Consider the following 15,396-nt stretch of genomic DNA (forward strand, 5'->3'; position numbering starts at 1 on the left):
ACAATAGACGGACTTGATCTATAGCGCAGAGTAAGACAGGATCATTTTTGGATATCATTCCAGGCTGTCGTTGACAATAATATGTCCAGTAAAAGACGCGACTTTTTCATCAGGATGGTAGCTAATGTAGGTATTTATTTGAAAAAACAACGAGATATTATTCGAAAAGGTGATTATGCAGCGGGAATTGATGATGCGCAATTTGCATTAGTGGTTTTATTTACTGCATCATGTTTGCTGATTGCAACTACCTTGATTGTAATCTTGTGGCTAATATGATGGGACGAAGATATTAAGGAGGATATGTGGAGACGAGTTTGTTTGATGATAATAAAGTCATCGCGTTGATTGGTTTACTTTCGGCAGCACTTATTGTGGTTAGTGTGATGTTTGTTATGACATATATGGCGGACCACCAACGTAATGACACACAACTTATTGATGTGCAGAACTGTTATAAAGAGGACTGAGAGTTTTATTCTCAGGGTGGCTATTTTGTGCATTACAGGCACTTGCTGCATTAGCGATGAATAGCGATAACAAGAAGTTATCAGGCCTGTTTTTGATGAATAGCATGTAAAGGCAATGCTATATTAAGGCCAATATCTGTGTTTTGTCTGAAGTCATACGGAGTGATGCCGTAATGCTTTCTAAACATATACGTAAAGTGTGATTGTGAACCAAAGCCAAAATCTAAAGCGATATCAAAAATAGTGCTATCACTACTTCTTAGCTGATAAACAGCGCCTGCTAATCGCCTCTCCCGGATGTACTTACCCAGTGACACGCCAGTGACATCTTTAAATATTTTTTGCATATGCCAGAGCGAATAACCTGAATATGCCGCTAACTCTTCAAGATAGATGACCCGACCCAGATGGGTTTCGACCCATTTACTGAGGGCGCAGACTAACGCGAGATGATTTTCTTGTGACATTATTTAGTCTGTTTTTCTGGTTGGGAGTGTTGCAGTATACACAAGTTGAATCGAACAACATAAAACACTGAACTCTCCTGAATCATATAAAATGTGCGGTAAAGACTTTTTGGCCGGGATTTGGCAAAAGAGTTTTCAGGTGCCATAGTAAAGGGGAAGTGCCATCATGTTTCCATGGAGAAAAGGCTGAGTTTGGAAAAATAGAGATTAAGAATGATGAGGTGATCGCATGTTGATAACAGTGATTATGACTCTGATAGCGGTTGTTGGTGTAACCATTTTTTTAAAAATGCCAGTAATGGTATTTCATAAAGGTAAGAGCTCAGGAGGTGATGAACTATGAGATCAGGAATATTGTGATCGGTATTCATACAGTCGCTTTCCCCAGAACCAGGTAATTGATAGCCATCAAGCCTGGTTTTTTATATTGCATATAAATTCGCCGGTGCCGCTGTATAATGCCTCCATGGGATAGCAATCGACAGACTAAAGAAATTTGTAAATAGTCATGATATTATTATTCAATATTACTACTATTTTTAAGGTTTTTTCCATGTCTGAAATGTTAACTACTGACCAAGAATTAGTCTCTGATCTGGTCGCTTGCCAACTGGTCATCAAACAGATTCTTGATGTTATCGATATCATAGCGCCTACCGAAGTACGTAATAAAATGTCGCATCAACTCAAGACTATCGATTTCTCAACACACCCAGCGGGGGCAGATCCAGTGACCAAAAGAGCAATCGAGAAGGCCATCGCACTGATTGATCTGAAATTTACACAAAAATAGTGTGCTCGATAAGACAATATTGTGCTGTGAAGTATGAAAGTATGATAGTCAAATGGCTGAAAAGAGAGCGAATTGATCGCGTTCAATCAGCCGATGAATCATTCAAATACATTGTTGCCGATTTTTTTTACTAATGGGCAACTGCTGATACCTAGGATACCATTCTCACCATTTATATACTGAGCGGTGGCGATATTTCTGGCAGTGAGATATTTGCACTGTAAACCTAAACCAACGGCGTTTTTTTCACTGCCAATCAGTACGCCGTAGCCAGAAAATAGCAGTCCTAGGTATATGATCGCCACCACTAAAAACAATCTGAATAAACTCATGTTGTTGCTCCAGAGAATAAGTTACATCTCTTTTTAAGAGAATATACTCAACAGTTTAATTTATGACACTGAGTTAGTGAATGGTAAAAATCCTAAATGTGGTATATAGGTTTAACACGCCATACCGTCGTAAAAATGTTGTTGCTAGACTATTTTCTATACGGACACTTTGGTTATAAATGGTTGATGTTGGTTACAGTATAATTTAAAAAATGATAAATAAGGGTGCCTGATTTGAACATAACGAAACTTGTTACAACGGTTGTGATCATTGCCGCTTGTTGCTTGTTTTATCTATTAGCTCTCGATAGTTACTGCGATCAGGGAGGGACTTTCTCAACCGGCATTTGTGCTATTACTACGATTGTTCCCTGGTAAGGGGGAACCGATGCCTCTATTTATACCCAATAGCTAAAGCCATTCGCTGTCATCAATAGCACGTCTCCGTTGAATTGCTGACGAAGGCTCAGTGATTCAGGTGAATAAGCGTGACGAAGACGCAGCAACGCCAAACCAATGAATCAGCATAACCACGAGTGATTGTTTTCGTTGGTTTTTTTAACCATCCGCACAATCCTCTTTTTCTGATTCACCTTTGTTGCGGGCAGGGTGATAAGATAGTGCCTTCACCATGCATATGTAATAGGGCTGTCAATGTTGGATACAACTATAGGCGCGTTTGGTGTCGCCTCAATCGTGTTATCGCTAATTACCGTTCTTTTCTTCTTGATCGTTTGGTTTTTTTTGAGCCGAGCGAGTGTGCGGGCCAATGAGCAGGTTCGGTTATTGCGAGAAATTGCCGAGCAGCAAAAACGTCAGACAGAATTGCTTACTGCATTACTGGAAAATGCCACGGGTGCCAGTAACGGGCAGATCGACAGTGATACAGTTTCTCCTCTCGATTTCAAAGGCTTTATTCCAGAGCGATAAATTTGTCCCGATGCTGACACTACCAACGGGCAGTGTCAGCATGTTGCCTACATTTTTGTTGGCTATGACAAATGTAAGCGCATCATCATTGGGGTGCCTTTTCTTCACTGGTGGCCAGATACCGCCAATCTCCTAACCTTTTCCTTACATAGCTCTTCATCAGTTCTTGCTCAAGGTAAAAGAAAGCCACCAGATTGTCATGAATCCAGATTGTCATAAATCTGTCTTCTTCTCACCGTAATGTAACCAGAACTTTTCAGGTCAACGGGGGTTCTTATGATTAAATGGTATGAAGAAAGTGATAGTGAAGTGAACCGAAGCATTGCGCTGCTTACCGGTGAAGACCCTGACAAATGGTATCCTTACGGTGGTATTAAAGGTAAGGACTACTGCAAAAACCCCTCCGATGCATGGCCTATCATCTATGCCAATAAAATTGGTCTCTTTTATCCTGAAACTGATGACAATAATCAGTGGAATGCCCGTATTACCAATCCTCAGGGGGAATGGCAGGCTTATAGCCAAAGTCCGCTACGCGCGGCGATGATCTGTTATCTGCTCAGTCAGGAAGTGTAGTCTGTCATGGCCGAGAATTCTCAGTAAGCGTGAATATCTCGCTTGTATCGTACTGACAGGAAGCCGCTATCAGTAAGAGCTCCTCTTACTGTTTTCGTGGAGTTGATGATGAAGCGTATTATTAAAGGCGACTTAAATTTATCTCATCTGGTTATTGCCCACGCGGCAATTGATCACCATCAAAAGTCATACGGAGAACGGCGTCAGGGCTGGGCATCCACTTATCTTGTTCGCTACAAAAATAACCGTGTTGCTGTTGAAGTTGTCACCCGGCGTCAGTCGTATGTAGCGACACTGATGATTGGCGCACGTAATTTGAGTAAGTTATGTGGAGTATCAGCATTATTACCATAATTATGATTTATCTATTGGGCAGACGATATGATATTTCATCAAACCGTTGTGTGCGTTAAATCACGTAAGTGTATGTGTGTTTGTACCTCAGCCATCAAACAAGCCTTTATCCTTGATGCTGGCGGGTTTAAGTGTTAAAAAAACCGCCGCAGACTCATTTATGAAATGCGCTGTTTATTCACACCAGTGCGTAATCAGTGCAATAGAGGATAGGATGGAACAGCAGTTACAGAACTCATCATTAAAACGCGGTTTAAAAAATAGACATATTCAGCTGATAGCTTTGGGTGGCGCAATCGGAACCGGGTTGTTTCTCGGGATTGCCCAAACAATAAATATGGCCGGCCCTTCAGCAATATTGGGGTATGCAATAGGCGGTTTTATTGCTTTTCTGATTATGCGTCAATTAGGTGAAATGGTTGTCGAAGAGCCTGTTGCTGGCTCATTTAGCCACTTCGCCTATAAGTATTGGGGCGATTTTGCTGGTTTTTTATCGGGCTGGAACTATTGGGCCATGTTTATTCTGGTCGGTATGGCTGAATTGACCGCGGTAGGTATCTATATTCAATATTGGTGGCCTGAGATACCAACATGGGTTTCAGCAGCAATATTCTTTTTCATAATCAACGCTATCAACTTAGTTAACGTACGTATGTATGGCGAAACGGAGTTTTGGTTTGCCATCATTAAAGTTGCTGCAATTATCGGTATGATTTTGTTCGGTGCTTATCTACTGGCATCGGGATCTGGTGGGCCAGAAGCCTCGGTGACGAATCTCTGGGCGCAGGGTGGTTTTATGCCCCATGGCTTTAGTGGTTTGATCATGGCGATGGCGGTTATCATGTTCTCCTTTGGCGGTCTGGAGATGGTAGGTATTACTGCAGCAGAAGCCGAAGATCCACGTAATAGCATTCCTAAAGCGACTAATCAGGTCGTTTATCGCATTCTTATTTTTTATATTGGCTCACTGACGGTACTCCTGTCTCTTTTCCCGTGGAACAACGTCGTTGAAGGGAGCAGCCCTTTCGTGATGATTTTCGATGCGTTAGATAGCCCTTGGGTGGCAACAGCATTGAATGTGGTTGTCTTGACTGCCGCCCTGTCGGTGTATAACAGTGGTGTGTATTGTAACAGTCGTATGCTTTTTGGGCTGGCATCTCAGGGGAATGCGCCTAAGGTGTTGACCAAGCTAAATAAGCGTGGTGTACCCATCCGTTCAATTGCACTTTCAGCATTAGCGACTTCAGCCGGTGTGGTGATTAACTATATTATGCCCGGTAAAGCCTTTGAATTACTCATGGCGTTGGTGGTTTCAACACTGGTAATCAACTGGGTGATGATTTGCCTGGCGCATCTGAAGTTCCGCTCGGCTAAAGTTAAAGAGGGCGTTGTGCCTCGCTTCAAAGCGCTATGGTACCCCTACGGCAATTATCTGTGCCTGGTTTTCCTCGCATTGATTCTCGTCATCATGTATCTCACCGAAGGGATCCGGGTCTCTGTATTGATGATACCAGTATGGGTAGCGTTACTTCGGTGTGGTTTTGTGCTTACTCGGCGTAAATGTCAAAAAACGGTGAATAGTCTCTAATGCTTCCTGATTAGCAGAGCAGTAAAACGCCGCGCCTGGAAGGGGGCGGCTTGAGCTTATATAGATAGTGATTGTTCGATTGTTGTACTTTATTGTTATCGGACATCAGCCAGATTATTTTGGGTCGTTCAAATAAAATAGCTATAAATAAATTTTTCTAATGTATTTGTTCAAGAGGTTGGGGATATTGCATCTTTATAGTTCATCAACACAACTGAATTAGCCCTCAATCAAGCATATAACCATTTTCATATTATGGTTATATGCTGTTTTTTTTAGTTAAATAATATCGTCAATTAAAATTGCCAGCGAATCCAGGTAAACAACACATTCCCATTATTATAAGTGCCGGGAATATAGGTGGTTTGTAGGGATAATCTATTATATTCAATTGAAATAAGAGGCAAAGGTAACGGAAGGGGAATATAACGATATTCATAGCGTGCAGTAATACTGGCCGTAAAACCCACCCCAAAGCGCCACCCCTCCATGTTCCCTGGTATCCACATCTTCTGATAGCCATAACCCAGAATAGGTTCGACTCTATTGTGCGAATCCATAAATGCCATCGCGTAGACAGAATGCCAATTGTTATCTTCATCATAGCGGTACTTACCGTACCCGATACCCCATGGTCTCTCGTTGTATGAGGCTATCTTTTCATCATCGTAGGTCCAACGGTTATGCCAGGTATTTACCGGGATATAAAGCTCCTGATTAGATGAGTCCCAGGCCAAAGAGATATTGCGCATCAGACGCTGCCATAGGTTACCGTTACCTTCTGCTGTGGGTTGAGGGGATTCCTGCCCCTTGGAGACACCGACGAAGGGGGTGCCAGCCAATGCGAATGGTGTGGGTAAAAGAAACATCCCGCTAAGAATGTAGGAGTTGATAATATCCTTATAATTCATAATGTCTATCTCTGATGCAGATAAGGGGAAATAAGATTGTTGGGCATCAATCAATCTATATACTTAACAAAGTGAAAGTTGGAAAATGGATTATTGGAAATTTATCAGAGGGAGAAACCTTTAACTTAAACGGTTCTGTAACGAGGGGGGAATATAGAGATTTAAACTATCTAGCAGAGTCGATAAAGTTATGTATAAGAAATTTTGATAAATATCTTACTTCTGTTTTTTTGCATAAATTAGCAGAGAATGGGCTTATGTTTCCCCGTTATTGAGTGATTAGTAACCGCTGATAACCTGTATATTTATGCAACATATAAGGTCTGCTTTCGCACTTCTCTGGTGCAGTATGCGAAGGGGAGAATGGTTTATTGCACTTGTTTTGGGCACGACGATAATAAACCAATAATCACGTGATGTTCGTGGCGGCTCATATTTAATTTAATATTTTCCTGATCGCGTTTTTTCTCTTTAGCTTGCATGAAGAATGGGCTATTGCTCTACTCAGGCTGATACTAATAAATATCCTATTATTGAATCTGTCATGCGAGTGAAGCTTATTAATCATAAAGCAATAACCTGAGGTTAAGTAAGGGGTTAGTCCTGGCGAACTGGCCTCATAAGGGCACCGTCCATGCGGTGATGAGATACTGTTACAGGTGTCGGGTTATATTCAATTATTATATATATAATGCTAATAAATTTTATACTTAACTGATTTTTTGCTTGGCTCAAAGGATGAAAACCAAAGCGGAAGTAAGTGATCGGTATTATAAAGAGAGTTAGCTAAAATGTTAAAAGCCAGTAAAGTAGGGGGGATGTGACAGTATAAAAAAATAGAGCAGAAAATACGATGACCTTCAACAAATTTTAGCATATTCACGCACTCTTTATGACCAACCGTTTCAAATATGTGCGACAGGTTCATCCTTGATTAAAAATGGCTTGCCATCGAATACAGAGTATGTGATAACGCATATGGGTAAAACGAGGTACAGTTCTGTATATGTGTGGCATTTTCAGTAAAGAAGTTCTGAGTAAAGACGTTAGCGTTGAATACCGCTTCTCTGCCGATCCTTATCTTAGTGCCTCAAGCAGTAACGACTCTAGTTTGTCTATGTAAACGCCTACGGGCGAGTTAAACAATCCAAAGGAAATACTCAAGATGGCAAAGATCAAAGGTCAAGTTAAGTGGTTCAACGAGTCTAAAGGCTTCGGTTTCATCACTCCAGCAGATGGTAGCAAAGATGTGTTTGTACACTTCTCTGCAATCCAAGGTAATGGCTTCAAAACCTTGGCTGAAGGCCAGAACGTAGAGTTCGAAATCCAAGACGGTCAGAAAGGTCCGTCTGCAGTAAACGTTACTGCAATCTAATCAGCGTTTGCTGTAAAAACCCGCCCTTGTGCGGGTTTTTTCATGTTTGGGGAAACCCTATCAGCCAATCGCCGCAGGCAGTCACCTTTTTTAAGGCAAGATGACCACTCCCGAATATTGGTTACGGCCTTTAATTCCTGGGTGAGTAGGGTCAATGGCTTGCTGTTGACTGGTTCGACGGAAACTGGTGTATTTAAATTGAGGTAGGTGTTCACTCTCTGATTGTTGTGTGGTCGTACAAATAGTATATGTAGTGCAAATAGTATATGTAGTGCAAATAGTACAACTGCCAACCCGGTCAATTTGTTGGATCCCGGCGTTACGTAATTGGTGCTCAGCAATGGCAGCTAAATTTAGGTGGCGAAACCGGGGTGAGATAATATGTTTTGCCAGCGGTAATTCATTAATAAACCGTTCGACCAGTTCTTCATTGACTTCATAACAGCAAGAGCGTGCCGCAGGCCCGATGGCGGCAACCCAGTTGATCGGGTTGTCATCACGGGAAATACGTTCAACCATCTGTAAAACGATACCCTCTAATAACCCGCGCCACCCAGCATGTACTACGGCTACCCCTTTTCCATGACGCTGGCTGAAAATAATCGGTAAGCAATCAGCCGTGAGCACCGACAATAGAATACCCGTCTGTGTGGTATAGAGGCCATCGGCTTCCCCACACGCTTGCCCAGCCTCTGTCACATCAACAATTTGGATACCATGAACCTGTTTCTTATTCGCTTGAGATGCCTGATAGGGCTTAAGGCAGTCAGGTAATAAAGCAGATTTATTACCAAAACCATGGCTGATGGTGGCGATGCGACTGAGTCGTGGTGAAAAATCGGTCATAAGATTTACCTGATGAAGAGAATGGCCGACTCAGTGTAAGCCGTTTTTTAATTTATTGGCCAGTCAGCTTTTATTATTAAGCCTCCAATTCGCAAATTGTTGCAAAATAAAGCCGCCATATCATGGTTTCCCTCTATTGCCTCTGGGGGGTAGGCGTTAATCGCGAGTCTTTGTTCGTCGCAATTAATATCCGGTTCGTTGCAATAAATATTCGCGTGATTCAATGAGCTAAAGAACAGCCACTGACTTGCAACCGGGGGGGGGCTTCTTTAGACTAACGCCGCGTCTGCCCGCTATCTTGGCGGTTATTTACCTGTTATCTGGAATTCAACCATGTCTTATCAGTGTCCTCTCTGTCATCAAACATTGCAACTTAACCAACAGCAGTGGCGTTGTAGCAATAATCACCAGTTTGATTGTGCCAAAGAGGGCTATGTCAATTTAATGCCAGTACAGCATAAAGGCTCTAAACAACCCGGCGATAGCCCAGAGATGATGCAAGCACGCCGGGCTTTTCTTGACGCAGGCTATTATCAGCCTTTGCAACAGCGGGTAAGCGATATTCTGGATGAGGCTTTGCCGCTTGATGCCACCAGGTTATTGGACATCGGTTGCGGTGAGGGTTATTACACGGCGGCGGTGGCTGATCGGCTAAATCAGTTGCGTCAGATGGCTATTTTTGGTCTGGATGTGGCAAAAGTCGCGATAAGATATGGGGCTAAACGCTACCATCAGGTCAATTTCTGCGTGGCTTCCAGCCATCGCTTACCTTTTGCCAATGGTACACTGGATGCCGTATTACGCATTTATGCGCCTTGTAAGGCGGCTGAACTGGCCCGCACGGTAAAACCTGGTGGGTTCGTGGTTACCGTGGCGCCAGGCCCTCGCCACCTCTATCAGTTAAAAGCACTTATTTATGCTCAGGTGCAACTGCATGATGATACAGAGGAACACCTTGATGGCTTTGAATTAATCAGCCGCGAAACATTGGCCTATGACATGAAACTCACGGGTGAGCAGGGCTTTAATTTATTACAGATGACCCCGTTTGCCTGGCGGGCATCGGTTGATACTGGGCAGAAATTAGCCGCTCAACCGTCTTTTAGTTGCGAGACTGATTTCGTCATTGCACTGCATCGTCGTAAAACAGACAGTCCTCCGAACGATATTTAATGTTCTGGTCCATTCTCTGGGACTATTCGCTTTATATCCCCTGTAGTTGCAGGGGAGTATTGCTGAGTAAATTAAATTTGGATTATAATCCACTGAAATAAACATGTTATTCTGTAGTTATATTATTTATTTTATAATGAAAAGGTAGAAATCCCTAGCGAAGTATTAATGTGAGACTTAAGTCAAATTTAAAGTTTTTTTATTTATAAAATACAGAGTGAATTATTTAAGATCCAGATTTCGCCAGGTTCTACCGCTAGACTCGGTGACTAAAATCGATGGAATGAAGCGGATTTCCTCAGAAATTTTTAGTGCTAAATCAGCCACTTCCTGCTTGTCGAGTATGCCGCTACCATAGTTGAACTCGCCTTCAGGTAATTTATAGACCTTCTCTCTACCTATCAAACAGGTAAAACCGGCATCAATCATTTTTTTGTTAAGTTTTTCATAATCGCCTTCAATGGCGTTATGTAAAACAACACTAACCGTAAAGTACGGCATACCTATCCTTCAAATTAACCAATGATGATATTTATATATCACATACCTATAAGAGATATATTGATCAGGATCGAATTGCTGAAAATACCGCTGTTTATATTATGGGGGGGCAGAAACAATGCTAATTCACTTTTTGGGCCGTATCCGTATTAATGCTGAGCAGAGGGATGGGCCAATCATAAAAAACATTGCAGGTGACATGATAGCCACCCGCAATATGCCTCAAGAGGTGAGTGACAACTGGTTACGGCCGGCATGTTTGGCCTTATAGCAGGCAATATCGGCCAAACGCATCGCTTGCGAAGCGGATTCAGTTTGTTGGGTCAATGGTATTGCCCCCAGACTTGCAGTAAGGACATAAGATTGCCCATGCCAATGAAACTGGATGGAGGCAATATCCGCCACTACCTGTTCCAGTATTTCTGCCGCAGATTGACTGGGGCAATTAAATAGCACAATCGCAAATTCATCTCCGCCTAAACGGGCAACAATATCGTTTTCACGCACCGCTTGCTGCATGGTTTGTGCGACCATTCTCAGCACCATATCCCCCGCTTCGTGGCCAGCATTATCATTCACATCTTTGAAATAGTCTAAATCGACGTAGCAAAGCATATGTTGTCCGTCATGAGCTAATTGATTAATCGCTTGTGTCAATCGTTCTTCCAGACGACGGCGGTTAATGAGCCCTGTGAGCATGTCGTGGCTAGCCTGGTATTGTAACTCCCGCTGCTCATGGCGTGCGCGGGTGACATCTTGGAATACCACGACAGCACCAGTAACAATATTGTCACGATCACGTATTGGTGAGGCTGAACAGCGTATTTCTTGGCGTTCTCCCCGGCGAGATACCAGATGATGACCTTCTGGTAATAGGGTATGTCGTCCTTCAGCCAGGCATTGATTAAAGGCCTCTAATTGATTTTTATTCTGTAGTGGAGACCACAAAATAAAGACCTCTTCGATCGGTAAACCACAGGATTCATTCTGCCTACAGCCCGTCATTTCCTCAGCTTTCGGGTTCATTAATACCACTCGGCCTTCACTATTGAGGGAGATAATCCCATCAGGGATGGATGACAGAACCTGATGCAACTGCTCACGCTCTTCATAGCGGGCAGCTTCACTGGCACGCAGAGCATCTTCGCGTTGTTTTCGCTCACTCATATCACGGATGAGTTTGGTGTAACCCAACAGTTTACCGTTATGGTCATGTATCGCTGTAATCACGGTAAGCGCCCAATAACGGGTAATATCTTTACGAACTAACCAACCCTCGTGCTCTATACGGCTCGTTGACGCCGCTGTTTTCAGCAGTTTTCCTGGTAGCCCTGCGACAATATCTTCCGGCAGGAAGAAACAGCAGAAATGCTGGCCGATAATTTCGTTACTGGCATAGCCAATATTGCGTTGTGCACCGAGATTCCAGGTATTAACCCGCCCCCAAGGGTCCAGCATTAAAATGGCATAATCTTCAACAGAATCAACCATCAGGCGAAAGCGTTCTTCGCTGATACGCAATGTTTCTTCACGTTGGCGGCGTTCAGTCAAGTCGCGGACAATCTTGGTGAAACCCAATAAGTTTCCTCTGTCATCGTGTATTGGGTTAATGGCGACACTGGCCCAATAACGGATATTATTCTTACGGACATGCCATCCTTCAGTCTGGAAATTACCTTCTGCTACGGCCTTGGCGAGTGATTTTTCCGGCACACCCGCCGAAATGTCCTCCTGCGTAAATAATAGAGTAAAGTGTTCACCGATTATCTCCTCACGGGTATAACCTTCATGCCGCTCCCCCCCTTTATTCCAGGTAAGGATGCGACCAGCAGTGTCGATCATGTAGATGGCACAATCTTCCACTTCACTGATCAGGTGACGAAACAGTTCTTCACTTTTGCGCAGTGCATTATCCCGCTGCCATTGGTCGGTTAGGTCACGGGTAACATGAACAAAACCCTGCAAAATATTTTCTGAGTTATGAAGTGCACTGAGAGTGACGTTGCCCCAAAAACGTTTGCCATTTTTACGCACACGCCAGCCTTGTGATTCGTAATGACCAAACTGATTAGCGTGCTGAAGCCCTTTGACTGACAAGCCGTTTACTAAATCTTCTGGGGTATAAAACAGCTCGAAGGATTGGCCGATAACCTCTTCGGCACAATAACCGGTATTACGTTCTGCGCCATTGTTCCAGGTCAGAACGTGTCCCTTGGCATCAATGATGTATATGGCGTAATCATCAACAGCCTCAATTAATAACCGGAAAACATGATCGTCAAATGATGCTGGGTACAAAGCCATTCCTATCTTTTCCTTGAATGTTTATTCAACCAATCGTTGGTTGAGTCGTGCGATAGCCAGAATATTTAATCTGTAAGGGGGAACAATATTGCGCTCGCCTATTGCTAACAAGGGATAACCGTGAATTCTTTCGCTGTTATCGCCCTTCAAGCATCGATGAACTGTATGACAATGTCATGATCCATCCGGTTTATTGCAGTACTTAACCAGAACTTTTCGCGATAGCCAAAAAAGCCAAAAAAATGAGCGACTGACAGACAGAAAGACTTGCATTAGCTAGGGCTATACGGATAATCCTCAATCTTTATGATAAGCGTTCGTATTACACTTTTATGTGTAAGCTTTAGGGGTATCAATGCGATGAATCAGTCAGTCTCCATAAATACGGAGCCGAAACGTTCGGCTCCGCGTCTTTTGTGCGTCATGATCGGCGTAGCATTAGGATCTTTATCTGCATCTTCATGGTCCGCAGCAGTGGCTGACAGTACTAAAATGGCCAGCGCAGTCGCAGAGACCAACAGTGCTGAAAACAGCAATAAAACCGATACTATTACCGTGGTTGGCACGCCAGACACGTTCCGTGCGGGGGGAAATGATTTGATCCCGACCTATATGGATGGACAGGTGGCAAATGGTGGCCGTATTGGTTTTCTGGGGCAGCAAGATGCTCGCAATGTGCCATTCAATATTATCGGTTACACCTCGAAAATGATTGAGGATCAGCAAGCGGCGACCATTGCTGATGTGGTCAAAAACGACGCCTCGGTACAGAACGTGCGAGGTTACGGTAACCCATCACAGAATTACCGTATTCGTGGTTTTAATCTGGATGGTGACGATATTTCATTCGGTGGTTTATTTGGTGTGCTACCACGCCAGATTGTTTCTACCAGTATGGTTGAACGAGTCGAAGTCTTTAAAGGGGCTAATGCCTTTATTAACGGTATCTCGCCAAGTGGCAGTGGCGTTGGAGGCATGATTAATCTGGAACCTAAACGTGCCGGTGATACGCCATTGACTCGCGTTACTGTGGATTATGGTTCAGCAGCGCAAGTGGGGGGAGGGCTGGATGTCGGACGCCGCTATGGTGATAACGATCAATATGGTGTGCGGGTTAACGTACAGCATCGTGAAGGTGAAACGGCCATTAAAGATGAGAAGAACCGCCTAACCGCCATGTCTACCGGCCTTGACTACCGTAGTGATCGCGCTCGGAGCTCATTAGATGTGGGGTACCAAAAGCAAACTATTCATCATATGCGTACCTCCGTGGGTGTCGGTGCGGTGACCGTTATTCCTGAGCCGCCATCAACAACACTGAACTATGGTCAACCGTGGGTTTATACCGATATGGAGACCACGTTTGGTATGTTGCGTAGCGAGTATGATGTTAGCCAAAACTGGACGGTTTATGGTTCTATCGGGGCCAGCCATAACGAAGAAACGGGGCAATACGGCTCGCCAATCCTGACGGATAACAGCGGCAATGCGAAGATCAGCCGTTTATATGTGCCTTATATTTCTGAGTCTATTGCCGGTTTAGGTGGCATTCGTGGGCATTTTGATACTGGTTTTATCACCCATAAAGTGAATTTAGGGTATGCAACTAATTATCGGACAACCAAATCTGCCTTTAATATGTCCGAGAGTGTCAATACCAATATCTATAATCCGGGGGGCATTCCTTTCCCTCCAACATCGACTAATCCCAATTTTTATAGTCCCAACCAAGATCCTACGTTGACAAGTCAAGTTAGGGCTTCCGGCTTATCATTGTCCGATACCTTATCGATGATGGATGACAAAGTTCAGCTGATGTTGGGGGTACGCCGTCAGGATGTCACTATCCGTAATTTTAATAATGGCGTACCAAACAGTGCTGGCTCATTGGATGCGATGAAAGTGACGCCAATTTATGGTGTGATGGTGAAGCCATGGGAGAAGGTGTCTCTGTATGCCAACCATATTGAAGCGTTGGGGCCGGGTAAGTCTGCGCCAAATGAATTTAACGGCAAGCCGGTGGTCAACAAAGGCCAAATCCCAGGGATTGTTCACTCCAAACAAAATGAAGTCGGCGTGAAATTCGATAATCAGCGCTATGGCGGGACGTTGGCTTTATTTGAAATTACCCGCCCGACCGGCACGGTTGATCCCGCGACCAATACTTATGGTTTCTATGGTGAACAGCGTAACCGTGGTGTTGAATTGAATGTCTTTGGTGAGCCGGTATTGGGTACTCGTTTGTTAGGGAGTGCGGTCTGGTTAGATCCTAAACTGACTAAAACCCAAAATGGGGCGAACAACGGTAATTATGCTGTCGGTGTTGCTCGTTATCAGTTAGCGTTCGGCGGTGAGTACGATATCTCCGCAGTAGAAGGACTGACCGCCACGGGTACCCTGACACGTTCTGGATCACAGTACGCCAATGAAGCTAATACCTTGAAAATTAAACCATGGACCCGTCTGGATCTGGGTGTGCGCTATACCATGCCAATGAAAGAGACTAACCTGATATGGCGTGCTAACCTTGAAAACGTGACTAATGAGCGTTATTGGGAATCGATTGAAGATAGCGGCGTTTACCTGTATCAGGGCGATCCTCGCACGCTGAAACTGTCCGTCTCTATGGACTTTTGATGCTGAGCTGAAATGTTGTTTTGCTGAAATGTTGATTTACTGAAATAAAAAACCGCGATTTGATATGTCGCGGTTTTTTATTGTCAGCTTTAAACTGCCTTCTCGGGAGGTAGCGATTATTTTTTCATTCTCATTTATC

At 43.8% G+C, this 15,396-nt stretch carries 17 protein-coding genes; 11 read left to right on the forward strand and 6 right to left on the reverse strand.

Going from position 1 to position 15,396, the window contains the following annotated elements:
* Positions 1-305: 305 nt before the first annotated feature.
* Positions 306-470, forward strand: coding sequence for a hypothetical protein (locus tag AC971_RS02260; RefSeq protein WP_025383510.1), 165 nt, complete (start codon positions 306-308; stop codon positions 468-470).
* Positions 471-550: 80 nt separating this feature from the next.
* Here the strand turns inward: AC971_RS02260 and AC971_RS02265 are convergent, their stop codons facing one another.
* Entirely contained in the window at positions 551-937 is a 387-nt protein-coding gene (locus AC971_RS02265) for a helix-turn-helix domain-containing protein (protein WP_025383511.1), read from the reverse strand.
* A gap of 553 nt (positions 938-1,490) precedes the next feature.
* On the opposite strand from AC971_RS02265, the gene AC971_RS02275 reads away from it, so the two are divergent.
* Complete coding sequence (locus AC971_RS02275) at positions 1,491-1,730, forward strand: DUF2766 family protein (RefSeq protein ID WP_025383513.1); 240 nt, start codon at positions 1,491-1,493, stop codon at positions 1,728-1,730.
* Positions 1,731-1,828: 98 nt separating this feature from the next.
* Here AC971_RS02275 and AC971_RS02280 read toward each other — a convergent pair whose 3' ends face one another.
* The gene (locus AC971_RS02280; protein WP_025383514.1) at positions 1,829-2,062 is read right to left on the reverse strand and encodes a YobH family protein; all 234 of its coding nucleotides are present in this window, start codon (positions 2,060-2,062) and stop codon (positions 1,829-1,831) included.
* A 234-nt stretch (positions 2,063-2,296) separates the two neighbouring features.
* Here AC971_RS02280 and mgrB point away from each other — a divergent pair, with 234 nt between their 5' ends.
* From mgrB to AC971_RS02300, 5 genes are all read left to right on the forward strand, one after another.
* Positions 2,297-2,440 (forward strand): PhoP/PhoQ regulatory lipoprotein MgrB, encoded by a 144-nt coding sequence (gene mgrB, locus AC971_RS22575; protein ID WP_002430101.1) that lies wholly within the window; start codon positions 2,297-2,299, stop codon positions 2,438-2,440.
* Between the two features lie 276 nt (positions 2,441-2,716).
* Complete coding sequence (locus tag AC971_RS02285; RefSeq protein ID WP_025383515.1) at positions 2,717-2,992, forward strand: YebO family protein; 276 nt, start codon at positions 2,717-2,719, stop codon at positions 2,990-2,992.
* Positions 2,993-3,268: 276 nt separating this feature from the next.
* Positions 3,269-3,568 (forward strand): phage protein NinX family protein, encoded by a 300-nt coding sequence (locus tag AC971_RS02290; RefSeq protein WP_025383516.1) that lies wholly within the window; start codon positions 3,269-3,271, stop codon positions 3,566-3,568.
* Between the two features lie 108 nt (positions 3,569-3,676).
* Complete coding sequence (locus AC971_RS02295; RefSeq protein WP_025383517.1) at positions 3,677-3,922, forward strand: DUF4060 family protein; 246 nt, start codon at positions 3,677-3,679, stop codon at positions 3,920-3,922.
* A 214-nt stretch (positions 3,923-4,136) separates the two neighbouring features.
* Positions 4,137-5,510, forward strand: coding sequence for an amino acid permease (locus tag AC971_RS02300; RefSeq protein ID WP_025383518.1), 1,374 nt, complete (start codon positions 4,137-4,139; stop codon positions 5,508-5,510).
* Between the two features lie 296 nt (positions 5,511-5,806).
* Here the strand turns inward: AC971_RS02300 and pagP are convergent, their stop codons facing one another.
* Complete coding sequence (pagP, locus tag AC971_RS02305) at positions 5,807-6,421, reverse strand: lipid IV(A) palmitoyltransferase PagP (RefSeq protein ID WP_025383519.1); 615 nt, start codon at positions 6,419-6,421, stop codon at positions 5,807-5,809.
* Between the two features lie 1,006 nt (positions 6,422-7,427).
* Between pagP and AC971_RS21650 the strand changes: the two genes are divergently transcribed.
* Complete coding sequence (locus tag AC971_RS21650) at positions 7,428-7,544, forward strand: DUF2627 domain-containing protein (RefSeq protein ID WP_002211058.1); 117 nt, start codon at positions 7,428-7,430, stop codon at positions 7,542-7,544.
* A gap of 42 nt (positions 7,545-7,586) precedes the next feature.
* Entirely contained in the window at positions 7,587-7,796 is a 210-nt protein-coding gene (gene cspE, locus AC971_RS02310; RefSeq protein WP_002221949.1) for a transcription antiterminator/RNA stability regulator CspE, read from the forward strand.
* Between the two features lie 90 nt (positions 7,797-7,886).
* Here the strand turns inward: cspE and pgeF are convergent, their stop codons facing one another.
* Positions 7,887-8,642, reverse strand: coding sequence for a peptidoglycan editing factor PgeF (gene pgeF / locus AC971_RS02315; RefSeq protein WP_025383520.1), 756 nt, complete (start codon positions 8,640-8,642; stop codon positions 7,887-7,889).
* A gap of 333 nt (positions 8,643-8,975) precedes the next feature.
* Here pgeF and rlmA point away from each other — a divergent pair, with 333 nt between their 5' ends.
* Entirely contained in the window at positions 8,976-9,815 is an 840-nt protein-coding gene (rlmA, locus tag AC971_RS02320; protein WP_025383521.1) for a 23S rRNA (guanine(745)-N(1))-methyltransferase, read from the forward strand.
* A 222-nt stretch (positions 9,816-10,037) separates the two neighbouring features.
* Here the strand turns inward: rlmA and AC971_RS02325 are convergent, their stop codons facing one another.
* Both AC971_RS02325 and AC971_RS02330 read right to left on the reverse strand, forming a co-directional pair.
* Complete coding sequence (locus AC971_RS02325; RefSeq protein ID WP_025383522.1) at positions 10,038-10,316, reverse strand: hypothetical protein; 279 nt, start codon at positions 10,314-10,316, stop codon at positions 10,038-10,040.
* Positions 10,317-10,538: 222 nt separating this feature from the next.
* Complete coding sequence (locus AC971_RS02330; protein ID WP_025383523.1) at positions 10,539-12,620, reverse strand: PAS domain S-box protein; 2,082 nt, start codon at positions 12,618-12,620, stop codon at positions 10,539-10,541.
* Positions 12,621-13,043: 423 nt separating this feature from the next.
* Between AC971_RS02330 and AC971_RS02335 the strand changes: the two genes are divergently transcribed.
* The gene (locus AC971_RS02335) at positions 13,044-15,257 is read left to right on the forward strand and encodes a TonB-dependent receptor (protein WP_025383524.1); all 2,214 of its coding nucleotides are present in this window, start codon (positions 13,044-13,046) and stop codon (positions 15,255-15,257) included.
* Positions 15,258-15,396 lie beyond the last annotated feature (139 nt).

Origin of the sequence: Yersinia similis (assembly GCF_001053095.1) — a bacterium.
Classification (GTDB): domain Bacteria; phylum Pseudomonadota; class Gammaproteobacteria; order Enterobacterales; family Enterobacteriaceae; genus Yersinia; species Yersinia similis.

Bases quoted from the DNA above. Each gene is read 5' to 3' on its own strand.
- pgeF (WP_025383520.1), bottom strand. From the start codon at position 8,642: ATGACCGATTTTTCACCACGACTCAGTCGCATCGCCACCATCAGCCAT.
- rlmA (WP_025383521.1), top strand. From the start codon at position 8,976: ATGTCTTATCAGTGTCCTCTCTGTCATCAAACATTGCAACTTAACCAA.
- AC971_RS02300 (WP_025383518.1), top strand. From the start codon at position 4,137: ATGGAACAGCAGTTACAGAACTCATCATTAAAACGCGGTTTAAAAAAT.
- AC971_RS02285 (WP_025383515.1), top strand. From the start codon at position 2,717: ATGTTGGATACAACTATAGGCGCGTTTGGTGTCGCCTCAATCGTGTTA.
- cspE (WP_002221949.1), top strand. From the start codon at position 7,587: ATGGCAAAGATCAAAGGTCAAGTTAAGTGGTTCAACGAGTCTAAAGGC.
- pagP (WP_025383519.1), bottom strand. From the start codon at position 6,421: ATGAATTATAAGGATATTATCAACTCCTACATTCTTAGCGGGATGTTT.
- AC971_RS21650 (WP_002211058.1), top strand. From the start codon at position 7,428: ATGTGTGGCATTTTCAGTAAAGAAGTTCTGAGTAAAGACGTTAGCGTT.
- AC971_RS02275 (WP_025383513.1), top strand. From the start codon at position 1,491: ATGTCTGAAATGTTAACTACTGACCAAGAATTAGTCTCTGATCTGGTC.
- AC971_RS02295 (WP_025383517.1), top strand. From the start codon at position 3,677: ATGAAGCGTATTATTAAAGGCGACTTAAATTTATCTCATCTGGTTATT.
- AC971_RS02330 (WP_025383523.1), bottom strand. From the start codon at position 12,620: ATGGCTTTGTACCCAGCATCATTTGACGATCATGTTTTCCGGTTATTA.
- AC971_RS02290 (WP_025383516.1), top strand. From the start codon at position 3,269: ATGATTAAATGGTATGAAGAAAGTGATAGTGAAGTGAACCGAAGCATT.
- AC971_RS02335 (WP_025383524.1), top strand. From the start codon at position 13,044: ATGATCGGCGTAGCATTAGGATCTTTATCTGCATCTTCATGGTCCGCA.
- AC971_RS02280 (WP_025383514.1), bottom strand. From the start codon at position 2,062: ATGAGTTTATTCAGATTGTTTTTAGTGGTGGCGATCATATACCTAGGA.
- AC971_RS02325 (WP_025383522.1), bottom strand. From the start codon at position 10,316: ATGCCGTACTTTACGGTTAGTGTTGTTTTACATAACGCCATTGAAGGC.
- AC971_RS02265 (WP_025383511.1), bottom strand. From the start codon at position 937: ATGTCACAAGAAAATCATCTCGCGTTAGTCTGCGCCCTCAGTAAATGG.